Genomic DNA, 18,240 nt, shown 5'->3' on the forward strand with positions numbered 1-18,240 from the left:
TTTTGCTGCTGGTGATACTGACTCCCTTAAACGGTGAACTTGTTAAGAATAGCGTCTTGTTCGCGGATGTTTTCGGTTTGCGCTTGCATCGCGATATTGGCATTGGCGGCTGAGTCGGAGACTTGAGTCGACAAGTCTTTGATCTTAACCGTGTTGCTGTTGATCTCTTCAGCTACTAAGCTTTGCTCTTCGGCGGCAGAGGCGATTTGAATGTTCATATCGCTAATGCGCTGAATCGCATCTCGAATTTGATTCAGTGCGACGTTAGCCTCTTGCGCGCGATCCACTGCACTGTCAGCGGTATTCTTACTGGTGCCCATGGCGTTAGACACCGATTTGGCGCCCGCTTGCAACTGCTCAATCATGTTGCGTATTTCGGTGGTTGACTCTTGTGTGCGCTGCGCAAGGGTGCGAACCTCATCGGCGACCACGGCAAACCCACGGCCAGACTCACCCGCACGCGCTGCCTCGATTGCGGCGTTGAGTGCAAGTAAGTTGGTTTGATCGGCAATGTCATTGATCACTTTTAGGATTGTCTCAATGTTGTCGGTGGCCGATTCCAATACTTTGACCTCTTCCACAGCTTCGTCGATGGTTTTCGACAGATTGTCGATGGCCCGCGTGGTTTCACTGACAACCGAAGTACCGACGCTGGTGGCTTCATCCGCTTCGCGCGCGGCGGCAGCGGCGCCTTGAGCATTGCTTGCCACATCGCCTGCGGTGGTCGCCATCTCGTGCATCGCAGTGGCCAGTTGTTCCAGCTCATGCAACTGATCTTGCATGGCGGAGGCCGACTCTTGTAATCCCATCGAGGTCATTTCTGAGCCTCGCAGTATCTCTTCTCCGATCGCTTTCGATTGGCTAATTAACTGCTGCAAGCTGGAGGTGAAGTCGTTGAATCCTGAGGCAAGAATCGAAAACTCTTGATCGGTATTGGTATCGAGTCGCTTGGTGAGATCCCCTTGTCCAGAAGCCACATCTTGAATCGCGTCGTTTAACGTATCGAGCGGGCGCATTAAGGTACGGATCAAGACCAAGAGCACGACAATACTGATCACCAAAGCGATAATGGTGTAAATGATCGAACTTGAGCGCAGTTCCGCCAGCGACTGGTAAGCAATCTCTTCGTCAAGTAACACACCCACGTACCAATCTTCGCCTGGTACTTTTGAAAAATCGAGCGTGTAGACTTTGTCATTAATCGTGGCTTGCTGCGGCTCTTCCTTGATGGTGATATTGCCGAGGAAGTCTTGCATTGGCTTGCCATTAAGCTTGGCATCTGGGTGGGCGATGGTGGTGCCGTCACCGGCGACAATAAACACAAACCCTGCGTCAAACAGATCAACCCGGTTCACTAGCTCTGCCAACGCGCCCAAGCTCACGTCGTAGAAGATAGCGCCGATAAAACTGCCGTTGTCTCGTACTGGGGTAGCAATCGACACGAGGATTTCTCCGGTCGCCGAATCGGCATACGGTGCGGTAATGATCAGCTTACCGGAGTTTTTGGCATCAATATACCAGGGCCGTACTCGCGGATCCCAGGTTGGGCCGGGGTTCCAAGAAGGGTCGTTGTTGATGTTCGAACCATCTTTTTCGAATCCCAGTCCGGCAAGCAAAAAGGTGTCTTTGACCACTGATCGGGTGATGACCTTTTCAATAGCGTTAGGGCTAAGGTCAACCTCAATCATGCTGGTGGCGTAGGCGGCAATGGCTTTGCGGGCGTTAATTTCGGCGGCAGTGGTGTCTCGCACCCCATCGACTATCTCATTGACGCTGGAGGTCACTTGGCTCTTTATTTCGCGCTGTACAGTGAAATATTGTTGAAGGGTTAAAAGGGTCACTGTTGCTAACAGCAAAACAGACGAAGCCGCCACAATCTTATGGCTGAATTTCATTTGTCATTCCTCATCGATTAATAAGGCACTATTAATAAATTTATAGTTATCAAATGAGCTTTCAGCCAGAAAAAGTTAAACTTTTGTATTATTTAACGGCCCAGCAGTGCTTGCTCCAGGCTAAGGAGCATAGCGTCGTTGTCAGCAAACAGGGTTTCAACCACTTGAGCCCGTTTTTTACCCGACAGCATTTGCTTGTTGGCCTCTCTAAGGCACAGGACCAGTTGTAACTCATTGTTAAGGCGAGAATCCTGATTGGGTTGCCACTGATTCACTTGCTTGGTGAGTTTGCTCTCTTTGAGCTCAGGTTTAAGCTCTGAGAGCTCGTCAAGTAACACGGCGAGCAAGCTACGCACTCGTGGGTGATTTTCGCCAAGTGTCTCTAATCGACTCAGCAGTGCCAATGTCAACTCATTGAGGGTGACAAAGCCCCCTTGTTTGGCCAGCGGCGTGGTGACTCGAGAAGAGACTTCGACTGCGCTGACTTGCGTGTTTGGCGTGTAGGTGAGTGAGGTTAAACTATCGAAAGGTAGCCAAAAGCTTTGTCCGGACTCAACCGCATACTCCAGTTTCCCTAGTTTGACCAGAACGAGTCCTTGCTTTACACACATCAGTTTGTGCTTGAGCGCATTTCTGCGCGGTGTGGAAAGCAGAAATTCATGAGTCTCGGTTTTGTAGGAGATGGCGTAGTGCATAACATGGCTCAATTAGTTTGGGGCGCTAAGATTAACGTTTCTTAGTAAAAAAGCCAACTTTGTGCAATCAAGCGCGCAAATTCGTATAATAGCTCTGGTCTGACCTTAACGATTCTGCGAAAAGGGTAGCTGCCAAGAGGCTTTTCTGCGCGTAGAATGAAGCCGCTTTTTATCTGATGTAGAACAAAATGACAACCAACAACGATCCTTTTATTGAAATTCGTCCTTACAATGACGACGAAATTCCAGCGGCGATTGACCGCTTAGTTAATGATGAAGAGTTCATTAGCGCTATTTTGAAGCACCGCTTTTCTAATCATTCAGGCTGGTTTCGTACCTTGATGTCGCCTGTGGTTAAAATATACCTGAAGATGAAATGGTCTAAGCTGAACTCGGTTGAGGCGATTCAGTTAGAGGTAAAAAAATACCTAGACCAGACCTTAAAAACCACAACCCAAGGTGTCACTTACAGCGGACTCGACAAACTCGACCCGAATCAATCTTATCTGTTTGTTTCTAATCATCGTGATATTGCGATGGACCCTGCTTTGGTCAACTATGGCCTGTTCAACAGTGGTCACAAGACAGTGCGCATTGCCATTGGTGACAATCTGCTCAAGAAGCCTTGTGCGACAGAGCTAATGAAGCTTAACAAAAGCTTTATTGTTAAGCGTTCGGCCAAAGGCCCACGTGAAATGATGAAAGCGCTCGGGACGTTATCCGCCTACATCAAGCATTCTTTGGATACTGGCCACTCGATCTGGATTGCGCAAAAAGAAGGGCGTGCCAAAGATGGCAACGACTACACCGATCCGGCTATTCTAAAAATGTTCCACGTGGAAGGTCGCAAGCAAAAGCTCTCGTTTGCCGATTACATTAAGTCGCTGAAGATAGTGCCAGTCGCCATTTCATATGAGAACGACCCTTGTGATGTGGCCAAAGCGATTGAACTGCAAGCCAAAGAGTCGCATGGTCGCTATGAAAAAGCGGAGTTCGAAGATATTCAAAGCATTATCCAGGGCATAGTGGGCGACAAAGGGCGCATCCATGTCGCATTTGGTGATGTGATAGAGCAAGACTTCGATACACCAGAGTTGTTGGCAAAAGAGATAGACCGTCAAGTGCATGCCAATTACAAACTGTTTCCAATCAACCAATTGGCGGCAGGGGACGAGCAGGTGGATGACAAAGTGAAAGCGGATTTCGCCGCCAAACTCAATACGCTTCCACCTGAAGCCAGACCTTACTTGGTGGCAAGTTACGCCAACCCAGTGAAGAATCGTCCATAAGTTCGTATTGTCTTAAAATGCGCGAAAGCTTTACTCAAAGCCAACTGGATCTACAGTTGGCTTTTTTGATCGGGTGACTCTAGCGTGATTAGGGGGCGACAGCGCCGCCTAGAGTTAGATTGGTCGGCCATTTGGTGATCCGGTTTCCACCAAGGAAAATATTGCCATTAACGGTCAAGGTATCGGGAAACTCCGTGATCTGCGAGCCGCCAATAAACAGATTCCCTTCGACAATCATCCCTTCTGGTAATTGCTCTAGTGGCGTTCTAATCACACTCAAATCGCCTTTTACCCGCATGCGAGGGGGCAGGCTATTCACGGGAGTATCGGTTAAGTTGATATAGCCACCCACCTTTACCCCACGTGGCCAGCGAGTAATCTGTGCGCCGAGTAGATTGGCAAAGCCTTTAATCTTGACCCCTTTTGAAATCCGGCTCAATTGGCTGTTAGACGCGTCTAAGCTGCCTTGTATATCAAGTTCTTCAGGTAAAGTTTTGATGGCTGTCTTGGCTATGTTGAGATTGCCTTTTATGACCAATCCGGCTGGGAGTTCGGTGTAGGGTTTACCACGCAGGTCGAGGTTTCCATAGTTATCGAGATGATTGAGAATGCGGATTTGGTCGAGTGGATGGGCAGCCACTGTGAGGCTAACAAAGGTAACAAGCATCAAGGAAAACAGAGCACGCATAGTCAATCATCGCTTATGAGGATGTTTCAATCTTAGTAATCCACCTACTAAGGTCAATACTATTTGCCTCCGAGATAAAAAAAACGGGCATAGGCGCCCGTTTTCTCTCATTCATCTGCTGGTTAACGTGCCAGAGAGCGCGTCTTCAGCTCGAAAATCAGCTTTTCTGCGCTGACTTCAAATTTAAAGCGAGCAGTGAGTTGTTCAGAATGCTCCTCAATTGAGCTGGTTTCGTACTCAACATTGGCACAAACTTGTTTGGCCAGGTCGATGTATTTAGCAAGTTCCGATTCAAGCAGTGCTTTGCCTTGAGCGAAAATCGTGACTTCAGCTACATCATCACCCTCTTTGATGATAAAGCCCATTTCTCCAGCGCAGCCACACGCTTCACACACTTGCTCTTGTTCGCTATTCATCTCATCTATCCTCTTACAAATAATGGGGCTATTTTAGCGATTAACCCCAAGCGGATCTAGCAATATCCCTGAGTGCCAAAAATATGTCGCATTGATATTTTTGTTAACAAGTGATTGCTAATTAAGCACTTTAATGCGAGTGATTATTATTTAATTGTGATTTGTATCAACAATTGACGAAAATGGCGGTAACTTTTGCGTTGGAACCCTGTTCCATTCGTTGTAAGAGTCAAAAAATTATTAGATCATCAATGCCCCAAAATTAAACATATAAAAACAATATGCCTAGTAACGCTAATGAAACATTGAGTTGAATCGTTAGTACCGGCTTTGTTCTTCTGGTGCGATATTGAGTTCTACCGCCGCTTTGGCTGTTGAATCTGACGGCATTAACAGAACAAGCACGGCAAGGCGTCGCTTTTTTAGCCCATGATGGGCAACACAGATCGACAGAGAGAAGAGCCTGCACATGCCAAAGCGTAGTAAAGAAGATACCGAAATCACGATACAAAAAATCATGGATGCGGTTGTAGATCAACTTTTGCGTCTCGGTTATGACAAGATGTCATACACAACACTCAGCCAACAAACGGGGATTTCACGTACCGGGATCAGCCACCACTTTCCAAAAAAGACCGATTTTACAGCGGCGCTGGATGGACGCATTTTTCAGATGTTCGTCGAGCATGTCGATTTTGAACACGACATCGATGCCTTTACCGCAAGTTGGGTGGCGGCGCTAGACAACAAAGAGTTCATTGCGATCTTGCGCCTGTTATTTCACCATATCGTGACTTCGCAAAGTACCCATGAGTTTGCCCGCAATGGGGTCGAGCGTCTCTACGCCATGACCGAAACGAAATATGGTCAAGCAAGCAGCAAAGAGCTTGAATGGTTAATTGGTAAGTCGCTGTTGCGTATGGCCGCTTAACCATTGCATGACGAATAATTGAGGCCCTCTCTGACGAGAGGGCTTTTTTGTGCCTGTTAATCGAGGCTTGGATGTTTTTTGTCCATCTGAACCTTAGAAAAGTTAATTTACTCGACCAAAGGCTTCCAGGCCGCGTTCGATCTGCTACATTGAAAAGAGCACCGTAAATTACCAAGGCTTTGTTTAGTGGGTAATTGATGTTGTTACTTCATTGACCAAACCGAAACTCGAGAGGAGTAGAAGTACGCATGCCTTTTCCCGTTCTTATATGCGATGACTCCGCTTTAGCCAGAAAGCAGATGGCGCGCTCTTTACCCGCATCGCTCAATGCTGACATTACCTTTGCCGTGCACGGACTTGATGCATTGGATCAGCTAGGGAATCAGTCTTTTAAACTGATGTTCCTCGATTTAACCATGCCAGAGCTTGACGGGTTCGGCACCTTGGAAGCGATTCGCGACCGGGGCATTGACATTTCCGTGGTGGTGGTGTCGGGTGATATTCAGCCTAAGGCGAAACAGCGAGTTATGGATCTCGGCGCGAAGGCGTTTATCCAAAAGCCTATCGATAAAGAGGCGTTGAACTCGGTTCTTAAAGAGTTGGTCGAGCCACCAACCCAGCCACGGATTGTGACCCCAACCAGCATTGACCTGCCGATTTTAAAGCGCCGCGATGTGTATATGGAGGTGGCAAACGTGTCGATTGGTCGGGCGGCCGATGCTTTAGCTCGTCATTTTGATGTGTTTGTCCATTTGCCGCTACCCAACGTCAACATTTTTGAGGTGAGCGAACTGCATATGGCATTGAGAGACTTGGCCGACAATGACCAAGTTTCCGGAGTGTGTCAGGGGTTTAGTGGCGAAGGGATCGCCGGAGAAGCCTTGGTGTTGCTCAGCGACTCCAGTGTCTCGGACCTTAAAAAGCTGATGAAGGTACCTGCAGACAGCGAAGAACTCGAAGAGCTTGAGCTGCTGATGGATGTGTCGAATATTCTCGTGGGGTCGTTTCTCAATGGCTTAGGAGAGCAGGCGGAGGTGCGTTTTTTTCAAAGCTCGCCGGTACTGCTTGGTCAGCATATCTCGATTGACTCAGTGATTGAATCAACTACAGGGGCGTTCAAGAAAACCATGACCTTCGAAGTCAGTTACAACATTGATGGCACCTCAATTCGCTGTGATTTGCTGTTTATGTTTGTTGATGAATCCTTGCCGCTGCTGGATAACAAACTTGCCTATCTGATGGAGGACTTCTAACTATGCTTAATCTTCCTGCAGAATTTGAACAGTTCCACTGGATGGTCGATATGGTGCAGAATGTCGACCTGGGTCTGATCGTGATTGACCGTGAACACAAAGTCCAAGTGTGGAATGGCTTTATGACCCATCATAGTGGAGTGCAGTCGCATGATGCGATTGGCAAGTCGCTGTTTGAACTGTTTCCCGAAATTCCCAAAGAGTGGTTTTTATTGAAAACCAAGCCTGTTTACAACCTTGGCTGTCGCAGCTTCATCACTTGGCAGCAGCGCCCCTATTTGTTTAAGTGTCGCAACGTACGCCCTGTTACTCAACAGGCAGAGTTCATGTACCAAAACATTACCTTAAACCCAATGCGCACCCCAACCGGCGAGATTCGCTCCCTGTTTCTATCAATCCAAGATGCAACGGCAGAAGCCCTAGTGTCGCGCAATCCCGCCTAAGAAATGTTACCCACGCCAAGGAATCCCTTGGCGTTGTTGTTTATGCTTTTGGCATCGCCCGTTCGAATCGCAAGCCATAACTTATGACCAACACACTCCCCACTCAACTCTATACCGCTCAGCAGGTCAGACTGGGTGAACAAGAGGCCGCGCGTATAGCCGGAATCCAAATGTACCCACTGATGTTGGCAGCAGGCGAGGCGTGCTATGACTTATTGCGGCGTCAATATCCGCAGGCGAAAAAGTTGTTGGTGTTATGCGGGAGAGGCAACAATGGTGGTGATGGGTTTGTCGTGGCAAAGCTCGCCAAGCAAAGCGGCATGGATGTCACGCTGGCAATGCATGGTCAACCCGAACAGCTTCAAGGTGATGCTCTAACAGCCAAAGAGGCCTGGTTGGCTGCTGGAGGTGAAATAGGGGCAGTGGCAGAGTTGGATTGGTCACACATCCGCTGTGATGTGGTTATTGATGCTTTGTGTGGCATCGGTTTGTATGGCGAGGTTAAAGCGCCGCTCCAAACGGTGATTCATCAGGTCAACAAGCTAACAGCTGCGGTGATTGCTGTCGATATCCCTTCAGGGCTGTGCAGCAATACGGGCAGAGTACTTGGCGCCAGCATTAACGCGGCGCATACCGTTACTTTTATCGGTGTAAAACAGGGGCTAATGACAGGCCAAGCTCGAGCTTACACTGGTCAGTTGAACTTTGCAGGGCTTGGCGTTGAAGCGCAATTCCAACAAATCCAATCGCCCAGTGCAGTGACTATCGACTTTCGTTTAGTTCAACCTTATTTACCGAGCCGCCACGTCACCGCACACAAAGGCGCGCATGGACGACTACTGTGCCTTGGAGGCAATCAAGGTTATGCAGGCGCGATTCGGTTGTGCGCTAGTGCCGCGGTCAACACCGGCGCGGGTTTGGTGCGCGCGCTCTGTCATTCCAGCTCGATTTTACCTTTGCAGGTGAGTACGCCAGAGGTCATGACTCAAGCATGCGAGGAGCAACAGTCTCTCGTCGACAGCTTGCATTGGGCGCAGGTGCTTGCATTTGGCCCGGGGCTCGGCACAGATGAGTGGGCACAGCAACTGTTTCATACCTGTATAACCAGTGACTTAGCGAAAGTGGTCGACGCTGATGGGCTCAATCTATTGGCTAAAAAGCCGAGCCATGACGATAAGCGAGTCATCACTCCTCATCCTGGTGAAGCGGCGAGGCTGTTGGGATGCTCTGTCGCACAAATCGAATCTGACCGCTTTTCTGCCGCTGTCGCACTTCAACTTAAATACGGGGGAGTCGTGGTATTGAAAGGGGCCGGAAGTTTGGTGTTTGATGGAAAGCAGATGTATGTTTGCCCTGCGGGCAATCCTGGCATGGCTTCTGGGGGAATGGGCGATGTGCTCACCGGGATCATTGGCGCATTGTTAGCTCAAGGGTTAAGTTGCGCGCATGCGGCGATACTTGGAGTTTATCTTCATAGCTGCGCTGCTGATGAGTTAGCACGCGAGCAAGGATTGATAGGGATGCGAGCGAGTGAGGTGAGCGAACAGTCGCGTCAAGTGCTCAATCAGTGGATTGCTTCGCCTTGTGTGGTCAACTAGTCGACTTTTTCTCTTCATTTCTGTGACATCGATTGTTATTTCGTCTTAATCCGTTACAATAGCGGCTCGCTCCTGAGTTGTGCATCCGTATTTGCATATAAAAGGACACGATCTCTCGCCTTTAACGCATTGATTTAATAGTTAAAGGCACGATTTACATACACGTGTTGCTTGGTGTGCAACACCACTGTAAAGGACAGTTAAATGCCTATTATTACTCTTCCTGACGGTAGTCAGCGTCAATTTGACAACCCAGTTTCTACTCTTGAAGTCGCTCAATCAATCGGTCCTGGTCTTGCAAAAGCAACCATTGCAGGTCGTGTTGATGGTGTACGCGTTGATGCGTGCGATCTTATCGAGCAAGACGCCAGCCTTGAAATCATCACAGTCAAAGATGAAGTTGATGGTTTGGAAATCGTTCGCCACTCATGTGCTCACCTGCTCGGTCATGCGATCAAGCAGCTTTTCCCTGAAGCAAAAATGGCGATTGGTCCTACCATCGACAACGGTTTCTACTACGATATCGACTTAGAGCACTCTCTAACGCAAGACGATCTTGAGAAGATTGAAAAGCGCATGAAAGAGCTGGCGAAAACTAAGTATCAAGTGATCAAGAAAAAGGTCAGCTGGCAGGAAGCACGCGACGCATTTGAAGCTCGCGGTGAAACATACAAGATGGAAATCCTAGACGAAAACGTTGCTCGCGACGATCGCCCGGGTCTTTACCATCATGAAGAATACATCGATATGTGTCGTGGCCCACACGTACCACATATGGGTTTCTGTCAGCACTTTACGCTACTTAACGTAGCGGGTGCATACTGGCGTGGTAACAGTGACAACAAGATGCTACAACGTATCTACGGCACTGCCTTCCACGACAAAAAAGCGCTGAAAGCGCACTTAACTCGCTTAGAAGAAGCGGCCAAGCGTGACCACCGTAAAATTGGTAAGCAGCTAGACCTATTCCACATGCAGCAAGAAGCGCCGGGTATGGTGTTCTGGCATCATAATGGCTGGTCTATCTTCCGTGATCTAGAAGTCTTCGTTCGTGCAAAACTGACTGAGTACGGTTACCAAGAAGTGAAAGGTCCACTTATTATGGATCGCGTGCTTTGGGAACGCTCTGGTCACTGGGACAAATACGCAGAAGCGATGTTTACCACCTCTTCTGAAAACCGTGATTACGCACTTAAGCCAATGAACTGCCCGGGCCACGTTCAGATCTTCAATCAGGGTCTGAAGTCGTACCGTGATCTGCCACTACGTATGGCCGAGTTTGGCTCATGTCACCGTAACGAGCCATCAGGCGCGCTACACGGCATTATGCGTGTTCGTGGTTTCACTCAGGATGACGCACACATCTTCTGTACAGAGAGTCAGATCCAAGAGGAAGTCACTAGCTGTATCAAGATGGTTTACGATACTTACCAAACCTTTGGTTTCGAAAACATCGTAGTCAAGCTATCTACTCGTCCTGAAAAACGAGTGGGTTCGGATGAGATTTGGGATCAATCTGAAGAAGCGCTAAAACAATCTCTTGAATCGATGGAAATCCCGTACGAGATTCAAGAAGGCGAGGGTGCATTCTACGGTCCTAAGATCGAGTTTACCCTACATGACTGCCTAGACCGTGCATGGCAATGTGGTACAGTTCAGCTAGACTTTAACCTGCCAGGTCGTCTAGGTGCGACTTACGTCGATGAAAACAACGAGCGTCAGGTACCGGTGATGATCCACCGCGCGATTCTTGGCTCACTTGAACGTTTCATCGGTATTCTGATTGAAGAATACTACGGCTTCTTCCCAACTTGGTTATCGCCGGAGCAGGCGGTCATCATGAACATCACTGATAAACAGTCAGATTATGTTCAGGAAGTGGCACAAAAACTACAAAAATGTGGAATTAGAGCTAAAGCAGACTTGAGAAATGAGAAGATTGGCTTTAAAATCCGCGAACATACTTTGAAGCGTGTACCGTATATGCTTGTTTGTGGTGACCAAGAGATGGAAGCCGGTGAAATCGCAGTACGGACTCGTAAAGGTAAGGATCTCGGTAAATTTAAAGTGGATGACTTTATTGCATACATCCAAGACGAGATCTCAAGCCGTAAGCTCAATCTGGAGGAATAAGCTATTAAAGGCGGAAGACGCGGCCAACAACCGGCCAAACAAAATGCTCATCGTTTAAACGGTGAAATTCGTGGCGTTCGTGAAGTTCGTTTAACAGGCGCAGACGGTGAATCAGTTGGTGTTGTATCGATCCAAGAAGCAGTAGCAGCAGCTGAAGAAGCAGGTATGGACCTAGTAGAAATCAGTCCAAATGCTGAGCCACCTGTATGTCGTGTAATGGACTACGGTAAATTCCTCTTTGAGAAGAGCAAAGCTGCTAAAGAGCAGAAGAAAAAGCAAAAACAGATTCAGATTAAGGAAGTTAAATTCCGTCCTGGAACTGATATCGGAGACTATCAGGTAAAACTACGCAACCTGACGCGTTTCCTTGAAGAAGGCAACAAAGTGAAGGTAACAATTCGCTTCCGTGGCCGAGAAATGGCACACCAAGACATCGGTGTTGACGTTCTCAAGCGCTTGAAAGAAGACACTGTCGATCTCGCGGTCGTAGAGTCTTTCCCAAGTCGTATTGAAGGTCGTCAGATGATCATGGTACTTGCCCCTAAAAAGAAGTAATTAACGGCTTTGCAAGTAAGAAAACTCAGCTGCCGTAAGGTGGCTGAGTTTTGTTCGCCCTAATTACTATTGTTTAAAACAACTCAACAATGCGGAGTTATTCATCATGCCTAAGATGAAAACCAACAAAGGTGCTGCTAAGCGTTTCAAGAAAACTGCTGGTGGTATTAAGTACAAGCACGCTACAAAACGTCACATCCTGACTAAGCGTACTACTAAGAACAAGCGTCAGCTTCGTCCAAATGCAATCCTTCCTAAGTGTGAAGTGGCTGCAGTTGTTCGTATGATGCCATACGCTTAATTCTTTTTAGTTTATCAATCGTTTAGTTTAGGAGAAGCATAATGCCTCGCGTAAAACGTGGTGTACAAGCTCGTGCACGTCATAAGAAAGTTCTAAAACAAGCTAAAGGTTACTACGGTGCGCGTTCACGCGTATACCGCGTAGCTTTCCAAGCAGTCACTAAAGCTGGTCAATACGCTTACCGTGACCGTCGCAACAAGAAGCGTCAATTCCGTCAACTATGGATTGCACGTATCAACGCGGCATCTCGTCAAAATGGTCTATCTTACAGCCGTTTCATCAACGGTCTTAAGAAAGCATCTATCGAGATCGACCGTAAGATCCTTGCTGACATCGCGGTATTCGACAAAGCTGCATTCGCAGTACTAGTTGAAAAGGCGAAAGCTGCTCTTTAATAAGAGTCAGTGATTAGGATTACGAAAAGGGAAGCTTAGGCTTCCCTTTTTTACGTCTGTTATCTCTAGGATTTAGCCGTTAAACTCGCGAGAATTCTTATAAGTTTGATAATGGACTAAGCACACCGCTCGCTCCTCGGTCAATAACGTGCGTATAGATTTGTGTTGTGCGAACATCACTGTGCCCTAACTGCTCTTGAACCGTTCTTATGTCAGCCCCAGACTCCAACAAGTGTGTTGCAAAGCTGTGCCTCAAGGTGTGGCAGGTGACATTCTTATCGATATTTGCTTCCTTCGCTGCTCTCTTTACCGCGCGCTGAAGTGCTACCTCATTGATATGATGACGACGCAATAGTCCAGATTCTGGATCAAGCGATAACTTGGCCGAAGGAAACAAGTAGTGCCAGTTGAACTCTAGTTCGCACCCTCGATACTTACGCTGCAGTGATTCATTAAGCCAAACTCCCGCATAACCTGAGGTATTGATATCCTTTTTATAGTAGCGCAATGCTAAGCTCTGTTGCTCCTTAAGCAGAGGTATGAGCTCTTTAGCAAGTGTCACGGTTCGGTTTTTTCCGCCTTTACCTTGCCAGATTCGAACTGCGCAATAGTGATAATCGATGTCATGCACTCGCAGCCTCACAGCTTCCATCACCCGCAAACCAGAACCATAAAGCAACATAATGTGTAGCTTGTACTTTGGATCGATATGAGTAACAAACCTGCGCATTTCGTCTTTCGTCAAAACAACTGGAAGCTTACGATCGAGAAGCGACTTCTGAAACTTCATCTCGTTGTTTAGTGGCGTGCGAAGGTATTCTCGGTAGACGAAATTGACGGCATTAAGCGCTAAAGCCTGCGTTTTGGCTGCAACTTTATCATTAACAGCCAAATGAGTAAGAAACGCCTCAACGTGACTTTCGTCGAGTTTAGCTGGATGCTGATTGTTGTTATGCTGTATGAACCGTACGATCCAGTTTACGTAAGCATCTATGGTTTTGGTCGCGTAGTGGCGGGCTCGCATATGCTCTTTGATACTCAAAATAAACTGACTTTTCATCTGTATTTTCCAAATATAGATATAGATACTGTGTGTATTTACAGTCTTATGAGTTGGTAGCGGTTGCAAGAATTAGGCGACACTTTGTTGTTTAATTGCAGCTAGGTTGTTCGGAAGTCACACTGCTTTGGTATCTGTTTCAAGCGGTTATGTGATATTGTTCACTGCGACAAACCCAGCTAGTAAGTATGGACTAAGCCGGACTATGGCGACACTGGGTTGTATAGATAGCGTTATATGCTTTCAAGTTTCAAACAATAAAAGGACTTAAAAATGATTCTAAATCACGTCTCAGTGGGCACTTCTGATGTGGTAAAAGCCGTTGGTTTTTATGACTCAGTTCTTTCTACGTTGTCTATTAAGCGTGCTCACTACATAGAAAATATCGCAGCGGCTTATGGTGAAAACTTTGAGTTTTGGGTCGGAAGCCCTTGTGAAGGAAAAACTACATCAAGTAATGGTGCTCATATTGCTTTCAATGCGTCTTCAAGAGTAGCAGTTGACCAATTCTATGCTACAGCCATTAAGCTAGGTGGTTCATGTGCGGGTAAGCCAGGCTTAAGACCTGAGTATGGTGAAACTTACTATGCAGCGTTCGTACGTGACCTAGACGGAAACAAAATCGAAGCAGTTTCAATGTAGCTTCGAATACGCATATAACAAGCAATTTAAGAGGGATTCACAACGCTTGGCACTTTTGTTTCTACTTCAGTTTTAGTGTTTATGGCACAATGCTTTAGGTGTGGGTGGAGGCGTTGTTCACCCCTTAATTGGGCGTTATGTTTATTTGTATTTCAGTGGCTTAAAGTTTCTTCGATCTATGTTCTTTGTCCCTTTGGCAGTTCGTTCGAGTACTTCAGCAAATCCGCATTGTCGGCCTAAATTCTTGAATTTCTAAGCCCGTAAAACATGCCAATATTCGTGGGTTGCTTCATTTGCAGGGTCGTGGTGGCTGGTTTTAAGTTTCACTGGCTTTAAGGCGCTTTCAGCGTATTTGCCAAGTAGCATGTCGGCTTGGCAGTTGCCTCGGCAATTTGCCATTGTTCTGCGCTGTGGTTGGAAAGAGAGGGCGCTTGTTGAGCCTTTGCCGGGTTGCCTCATTGGGCAGGGAAGTGGACTTACGCACTCTGTGTCTAGCTCATCTGGCGGCCAAGTGAGTTTTGGCGTGTGATTAGGCTCAGAAAATACGGTCAGTAATGCAGTTCTTTGCCAAATAAATCAGTCATTTGTGGTAAAACATAACAAACAATTCAAGCAGACCCTCAACGCTCGGCGATTTTGGTTTGCGTCGGGTTTGGTGTTGCCGAGCAATGCGGAAAGTGAGCCAGGGCGTTTCGGGCTACTTAATTGGGCGTTATGCGACTAAGCAAAAAATCTTCTCTATCTCTCTTTCTCGCTCTCTTTGGCCATCTGTTTTTCGGTGTCGGCAAATCATCATTGTCGGCCCAAGTCCTTGAATCACTCAGGCCGTAAAGCATGCCAAACTTCGAGGGCTGCCTCATTGGTTTCCTGAGTAGGCTTGTGGTGAATTTGGCTGGCTCAAAGCGCTGTAAGAGCAAGTTTATTGAAGGTTCATCTTCGCTGGTTTTTCTCAGCGTTGAGTTTTCCGAAGCAAAAAGCGAGTCACTAGCTGAAAATCACTATTAGTCACTCGTTGGAAGCTGGTCTGTAACATAGTGACTTCGGCTGTTCAGTGAATCACAAAAAGTAATTGGTTTGTTTGAGGTTTTTCGAGTCTAGGGTAATCTTTCACTGCCCAACTTGGCTGATGCAGGTGAATTCGCATAACAAACAATTCAAGCAGACCCTCAACGCTCGCCGATTTTGGTTTGCGTGGGGGTTGGTGTTACCGAGCAATGCGGAGAGTGAGCCAGTGCGTTTCGGGCTACTTAATTGGGCGTTATATTGTTTTTCAAGTTCAGGGATTAAAATGGGTGAGTTATTTAACACTCTATTGGTTTGTGCGGTGTTGGCTTCGTTGTTTCCGCTTATAAAATCCAGCAAGAGTTTTTATGATGAATGGAATGAAATGGAGAATGAGCATTGGCGCTCTAGAGGGGCTCCACCGTTCGTAGTGTTCCATTTTGGTATGTTCTTATTTGTCCCAATGCTTTTCGGCAAAGATCTGGATCAACTGAATAATAAGAGGTTGATAAAACTTAGGAATGATCTCAGGTACAGCTTTGCTATTTTTTCGCTACTGTTGCTCGCATCCCAGTTAAATCAATAAATTGGTTTTGGCAGCAGCAATATAACAAAGCGTTTAAGGCGGATTCACAACGCTTGGCGATTTTGGTTCATGTCTGCTTAAGTGTATAAGGTACAATGGGTTAAGTTTGGTGGTTGGCGTTGTTCACCACTTAACGCGGCGTTAGGCAAAGGGCAGAAAAGTTCTTTGTTCTAATCTTCTTGCTCCCTTTGCCCATCGTTTATCTTAGTCGGCAATTCTGTATTGTCGGCTCAAATTCTAGAATCTCTCCAACCGTAAAACATGCCAAGATTCGTAGGTTGCCTCATTGGTTTTCAGTATCGGTTGGTGGTGAGTTTCACTGGTTTAAAGTGTGGAAAGGACAAGTTAATCGAAGCTTTCATTTTTGCTGTGAGTTCGCAGCTTTTAGTTTTCCAGTTCAATAGCTACTTCGTCGCTGCAAAGACGCATTTCGTGGATGTTGAAACCTAGGCTGTAACATAGCGGCTTCAGTTGTTCTTGAATCACAAAAAGTCAGTGGGTGATTGGTTGCTTATCGTGTTTAAGGTATTCTGTTTTCAAACAAAGTAAGTGAGTGCGAAGAAAATTTGCCTAACAAACAATTCAAGCTGATTCGCAACGCTCGGCGCTTTCGGTTTCAATTAGTTTGGTGATTACGGTGAAGTGTTTGAGTGCTTTGGCAGCGTTGCTCACAACTTAATTGGGCGTTAAGCTACTTACAGGAACTTCAATGGTTAAAGTAGAGTTTTATTGTGATGAAGCTGGTCGACTTGGTTATGTTGATCAACCTGAGAATTATAGTGGTGAGTTTACCCTTGTCGCAGGGATTGTTGTTGAAACTCATAACAAATTAAAGATTATTGAGTTTTGTGACTATTTAGCTAGTTGCTTTGGGGCATCTAACGCTAACGGGAAGTTTCACATAACTGACCTCGAAAGTAATCGAGAACCTTTACGTAGAGAAGTTTTCAATTTTCTTAAATCTGCAAATATCCCGTTAGCATATGGAGCCAATTATTTTCAGCCTCTCCACCTTGAGTACATGAAGCAGAAACAAGTAAATGCCAATGCGGTGGTTGAGATGAAAGCTCAAGGCATAGGGTTGTCAAAAAACATCAGTGTGTTTAAGAAAAATGCTCAAGCTGAAGCCTTCTACAACTTTTACAGTAAAGCAATGGGGTGTTCATTGTCTGTTTTCAACAAACCAGTTTTAGGTTTGGTGAAAACAGACAGAATTGACAGTAAGGTTTACGAAGAGTACTCAGAATCAATTGCTCGCTACCATTCACTTGATTCTTTACGCCCCCTAAAGGGGCGACACTATGATTATCAAACAGGAGAAGTTCATAACTTCGGAGTATCGGTGAATGTCCAGGCTGAAGACCCAAGGTTTAAGTTGCTGACAGATAGTCGTGGAGAGATCGAAATAGTAGGTTCCAATGTATCAATACTATCTGACATTGTTGCTAACAGCTTAAACCATCATTTACTTGATTATGTCTCGAGTTCAGGGTTTGGGCCATTAAATAGTATTGATGCTATTGACGGCTATCCTTTAGCTGACCAAATACTAGCCGTGGGTCAAAAGAGTATGGATTTAAGATATCCGTACCCAGTAGCTTAACAAACAATTCAAGCAGACCCTCAACGCTCAGCACTTTTGGTTTGCGTCGGGTTTTATGTTACCGAGGAGTGCGGAAAGTGAGCCAGAGCGTTTCGGGCTACTTAATTGGGCGTTAGTCTACCAATCAACAACATCACCCTAAATCCAGGTCTTGGGTGACGCAACAATTACAAATGGTTTTGAGGTAGTTGTGATTGACCGAGTACAGCTACGACTAAAATGAAACCGTCTTCTTTTGTAAAGTAAGCTGTGTGTTTGCCTACAGGAAAGTAAAACCCGTTTGGGTAAATTTCATCACAACTCCGACCAACGGCAGGGTTGTCCGCAAGCATCTGAAATCCGGTTAGTAATGTATCTTTATAGTTGCGCCACTGCATTTCAGAAAAATTGTTGACGGTATAACTTCTGATCTTTCGCAAATGAGCCTGAGCTAGTTTACTTAATTTGTACTTATTCTTCTGCATAACTGGTTATAAGGAGTTTAAAAAATCTTCACCATCAACGACATTGCCTTGTGCTAAGTCTTGCTTAGCTGACTCGAAACAATGTTTAAGGTAGTCTGCTTTCATTGCTTCTAGTTCTTCATAGTCTCTAATAGACATTACAACCACGGCATCTTTGCTGTTTTTGCTAATCTTCACTGGCTCGCGCTGGGCGCTAAGAAGTAACTCACCAAAATTACGTTTGGCGTCATTTGCTGTCAATGTGTGCATGATCAATCTCCAAATCTGCAGTAACATTGAGATTATAGTTAC

Annotated in this window: 18 protein-coding genes; 11 read left to right on the plus strand and 7 right to left on the minus strand. The window is 46.3% G+C overall.

The window, feature by feature from the left end:
• Positions 1-26: 26 nt before the first annotated feature.
• Together MTO69_RS17985 and MTO69_RS17990 are read right to left on the minus strand one after the other, a co-directional pair.
• Positions 27-1,895: a methyl-accepting chemotaxis protein gene (locus MTO69_RS17985; RefSeq protein WP_248334806.1), complete on the minus strand. Its 1,869-nt coding sequence runs from the start codon at positions 1,893-1,895 to the stop codon at positions 27-29.
• A gap of 92 nt (positions 1,896-1,987) precedes the next feature.
• Positions 1,988-2,590 (minus strand): AraC family transcriptional regulator, encoded by a 603-nt coding sequence (locus MTO69_RS17990; RefSeq protein WP_248334807.1) that lies wholly within the window; start codon positions 2,588-2,590, stop codon positions 1,988-1,990.
• Between the two features lie 188 nt (positions 2,591-2,778).
• On the opposite strand from MTO69_RS17990, the gene MTO69_RS17995 reads away from it, so the two are divergent.
• Entirely contained in the window at positions 2,779-3,879 is a 1,101-nt protein-coding gene (locus MTO69_RS17995; RefSeq protein WP_248334808.1) for a 1-acyl-sn-glycerol-3-phosphate acyltransferase, read from the plus strand.
• A gap of 88 nt (positions 3,880-3,967) precedes the next feature.
• Here MTO69_RS17995 and MTO69_RS18000 read toward each other — a convergent pair whose 3' ends face one another.
• Complete coding sequence (locus MTO69_RS18000) at positions 3,968-4,567, minus strand: hypothetical protein (RefSeq protein ID WP_248334809.1); 600 nt, start codon at positions 4,565-4,567, stop codon at positions 3,968-3,970.
• Between the two features lie 122 nt (positions 4,568-4,689).
• Positions 4,690-4,983, minus strand: coding sequence for a YfcZ/YiiS family protein (locus tag MTO69_RS18005; RefSeq protein ID WP_248334810.1), 294 nt, complete (start codon positions 4,981-4,983; stop codon positions 4,690-4,692).
• A 469-nt stretch (positions 4,984-5,452) separates the two neighbouring features.
• Between MTO69_RS18005 and MTO69_RS18010 the strand changes: the two genes are divergently transcribed.
• The 8 genes from MTO69_RS18010 to rplT all read left to right on the plus strand — a co-directional run bounded on the left by MTO69_RS18010 (position 5,453) and on the right by rplT (position 12,592).
• The gene (locus MTO69_RS18010; protein ID WP_248334811.1) at positions 5,453-5,914 is read left to right on the plus strand and encodes a TetR/AcrR family transcriptional regulator; all 462 of its coding nucleotides are present in this window, start codon (positions 5,453-5,455) and stop codon (positions 5,912-5,914) included.
• Positions 5,915-6,162: 248 nt separating this feature from the next.
• The gene (locus MTO69_RS18015) at positions 6,163-7,167 is read left to right on the plus strand and encodes a response regulator (RefSeq protein WP_248334812.1); all 1,005 of its coding nucleotides are present in this window, start codon (positions 6,163-6,165) and stop codon (positions 7,165-7,167) included.
• A 2-nt stretch (positions 7,168-7,169) separates the two neighbouring features.
• Positions 7,170-7,610, plus strand: coding sequence for a PAS domain-containing protein (locus MTO69_RS18020; protein ID WP_248334813.1), 441 nt, complete (start codon positions 7,170-7,172; stop codon positions 7,608-7,610).
• 83 nt (positions 7,611-7,693) lie between these two features.
• Positions 7,694-9,208: an NAD(P)H-hydrate dehydratase gene (locus MTO69_RS18025; RefSeq protein WP_248334814.1), complete on the plus strand. Its 1,515-nt coding sequence runs from the start codon at positions 7,694-7,696 to the stop codon at positions 9,206-9,208.
• Positions 9,209-9,412: 204 nt separating this feature from the next.
• Complete coding sequence (thrS, locus tag MTO69_RS18030; protein WP_248334815.1) at positions 9,413-11,341, plus strand: threonine--tRNA ligase; 1,929 nt, start codon at positions 9,413-9,415, stop codon at positions 11,339-11,341.
• Positions 11,342-11,407: 66 nt separating this feature from the next.
• Positions 11,408-11,896 (plus strand): translation initiation factor IF-3, encoded by a 489-nt coding sequence (gene infC / locus MTO69_RS18035; RefSeq protein WP_348983345.1) that lies wholly within the window; start codon positions 11,408-11,410, stop codon positions 11,894-11,896.
• A 106-nt stretch (positions 11,897-12,002) separates the two neighbouring features.
• Positions 12,003-12,197 carry a 50S ribosomal protein L35 gene (gene rpmI / locus MTO69_RS18040; RefSeq protein WP_004401085.1) on the plus strand — a complete coding sequence of 65 codons (195 nt, stop codon included), beginning with the start codon at positions 12,003-12,005 and terminating at the stop codon, positions 12,195-12,197.
• 41 nt (positions 12,198-12,238) lie between these two features.
• Positions 12,239-12,592 carry a 50S ribosomal protein L20 gene (rplT, locus tag MTO69_RS18045; protein ID WP_004401084.1) on the plus strand — a complete coding sequence of 118 codons (354 nt, stop codon included), beginning with the start codon at positions 12,239-12,241 and terminating at the stop codon, positions 12,590-12,592.
• 97 nt (positions 12,593-12,689) lie between these two features.
• On the opposite strand, the gene MTO69_RS18050 is transcribed toward rplT, so the two are convergent.
• On the minus strand, positions 12,690-13,652 hold the full coding sequence (locus tag MTO69_RS18050) for an integron integrase (RefSeq protein ID WP_248334816.1): 963 nt from the start codon (positions 13,650-13,652) through the stop codon (positions 12,690-12,692).
• Between the two features lie 273 nt (positions 13,653-13,925).
• On the opposite strand from MTO69_RS18050, the gene MTO69_RS18055 reads away from it, so the two are divergent.
• Both MTO69_RS18055 and MTO69_RS18060 read left to right on the plus strand, forming a co-directional pair.
• Complete coding sequence (locus MTO69_RS18055) at positions 13,926-14,294, plus strand: VOC family protein (protein WP_248334817.1); 369 nt, start codon at positions 13,926-13,928, stop codon at positions 14,292-14,294.
• Positions 14,295-16,591: 2,297 nt separating this feature from the next.
• Entirely contained in the window at positions 16,592-17,485 is an 894-nt protein-coding gene (locus tag MTO69_RS18060) for a hypothetical protein (RefSeq protein WP_248334818.1), read from the plus strand.
• A gap of 167 nt (positions 17,486-17,652) precedes the next feature.
• On the opposite strand, the gene MTO69_RS18065 is transcribed toward MTO69_RS18060, so the two are convergent.
• Positions 17,653-17,949, minus strand: coding sequence for a type II toxin-antitoxin system RelE/ParE family toxin (locus MTO69_RS18065; RefSeq protein WP_077281733.1), 297 nt, complete (start codon positions 17,947-17,949; stop codon positions 17,653-17,655).
• A 6-nt stretch (positions 17,950-17,955) separates the two neighbouring features.
• A complete protein-coding gene (locus MTO69_RS18070; RefSeq protein WP_080608911.1) occupies positions 17,956-18,198 on the minus strand; it encodes a type II toxin-antitoxin system Phd/YefM family antitoxin in 243 nt (80 codons plus the stop codon).
• Positions 18,199-18,240: the final 42 nt, after the last annotated feature.

This window comes from Vibrio sinaloensis, from assembly GCF_023195835.1.
Lineage (GTDB): Bacteria > Pseudomonadota > Gammaproteobacteria > Enterobacterales > Vibrionaceae > Vibrio > Vibrio sinaloensis_C.

Coding starts and splice junctions, on each gene's coding strand:
- rpmI (WP_004401085.1), top strand. CDS start 12,003: ATGCCTAAGATGAAAACCAACAAAGGTGCTGCTAAGCGTTTCAAGAAA.
- MTO69_RS18020 (WP_248334813.1), top strand. CDS start 7,170: ATGCTTAATCTTCCTGCAGAATTTGAACAGTTCCACTGGATGGTCGAT.
- rplT (WP_004401084.1), top strand. CDS start 12,239: ATGCCTCGCGTAAAACGTGGTGTACAAGCTCGTGCACGTCATAAGAAA.
- MTO69_RS17990 (WP_248334807.1), bottom strand. CDS start 2,590: ATGCACTACGCCATCTCCTACAAAACCGAGACTCATGAATTTCTGCTT.
- thrS (WP_248334815.1), top strand. CDS start 9,413: ATGCCTATTATTACTCTTCCTGACGGTAGTCAGCGTCAATTTGACAAC.
- MTO69_RS18000 (WP_248334809.1), bottom strand. CDS start 4,567: ATGCGTGCTCTGTTTTCCTTGATGCTTGTTACCTTTGTTAGCCTCACA.
- MTO69_RS17985 (WP_248334806.1), bottom strand. CDS start 1,895: ATGAAATTCAGCCATAAGATTGTGGCGGCTTCGTCTGTTTTGCTGTTA.
- MTO69_RS18010 (WP_248334811.1), top strand. CDS start 5,453: ATGCCAAAGCGTAGTAAAGAAGATACCGAAATCACGATACAAAAAATC.
- MTO69_RS18025 (WP_248334814.1), top strand. CDS start 7,694: ATGACCAACACACTCCCCACTCAACTCTATACCGCTCAGCAGGTCAGA.
- MTO69_RS18005 (WP_248334810.1), bottom strand. CDS start 4,983: ATGAATAGCGAACAAGAGCAAGTGTGTGAAGCGTGTGGCTGCGCTGGA.
- MTO69_RS18050 (WP_248334816.1), bottom strand. CDS start 13,652: ATGAAAAGTCAGTTTATTTTGAGTATCAAAGAGCATATGCGAGCCCGC.
- MTO69_RS18070 (WP_080608911.1), bottom strand. CDS start 18,198: ATGCACACATTGACAGCAAATGACGCCAAACGTAATTTTGGTGAGTTA.
- MTO69_RS18060 (WP_248334818.1), top strand. CDS start 16,592: ATGGTTAAAGTAGAGTTTTATTGTGATGAAGCTGGTCGACTTGGTTAT.
- MTO69_RS17995 (WP_248334808.1), top strand. CDS start 2,779: ATGACAACCAACAACGATCCTTTTATTGAAATTCGTCCTTACAATGAC.
- MTO69_RS18065 (WP_077281733.1), bottom strand. CDS start 17,949: ATGCAGAAGAATAAGTACAAATTAAGTAAACTAGCTCAGGCTCATTTG.
- MTO69_RS18015 (WP_248334812.1), top strand. CDS start 6,163: ATGCCTTTTCCCGTTCTTATATGCGATGACTCCGCTTTAGCCAGAAAG.
- MTO69_RS18055 (WP_248334817.1), top strand. CDS start 13,926: ATGATTCTAAATCACGTCTCAGTGGGCACTTCTGATGTGGTAAAAGCC.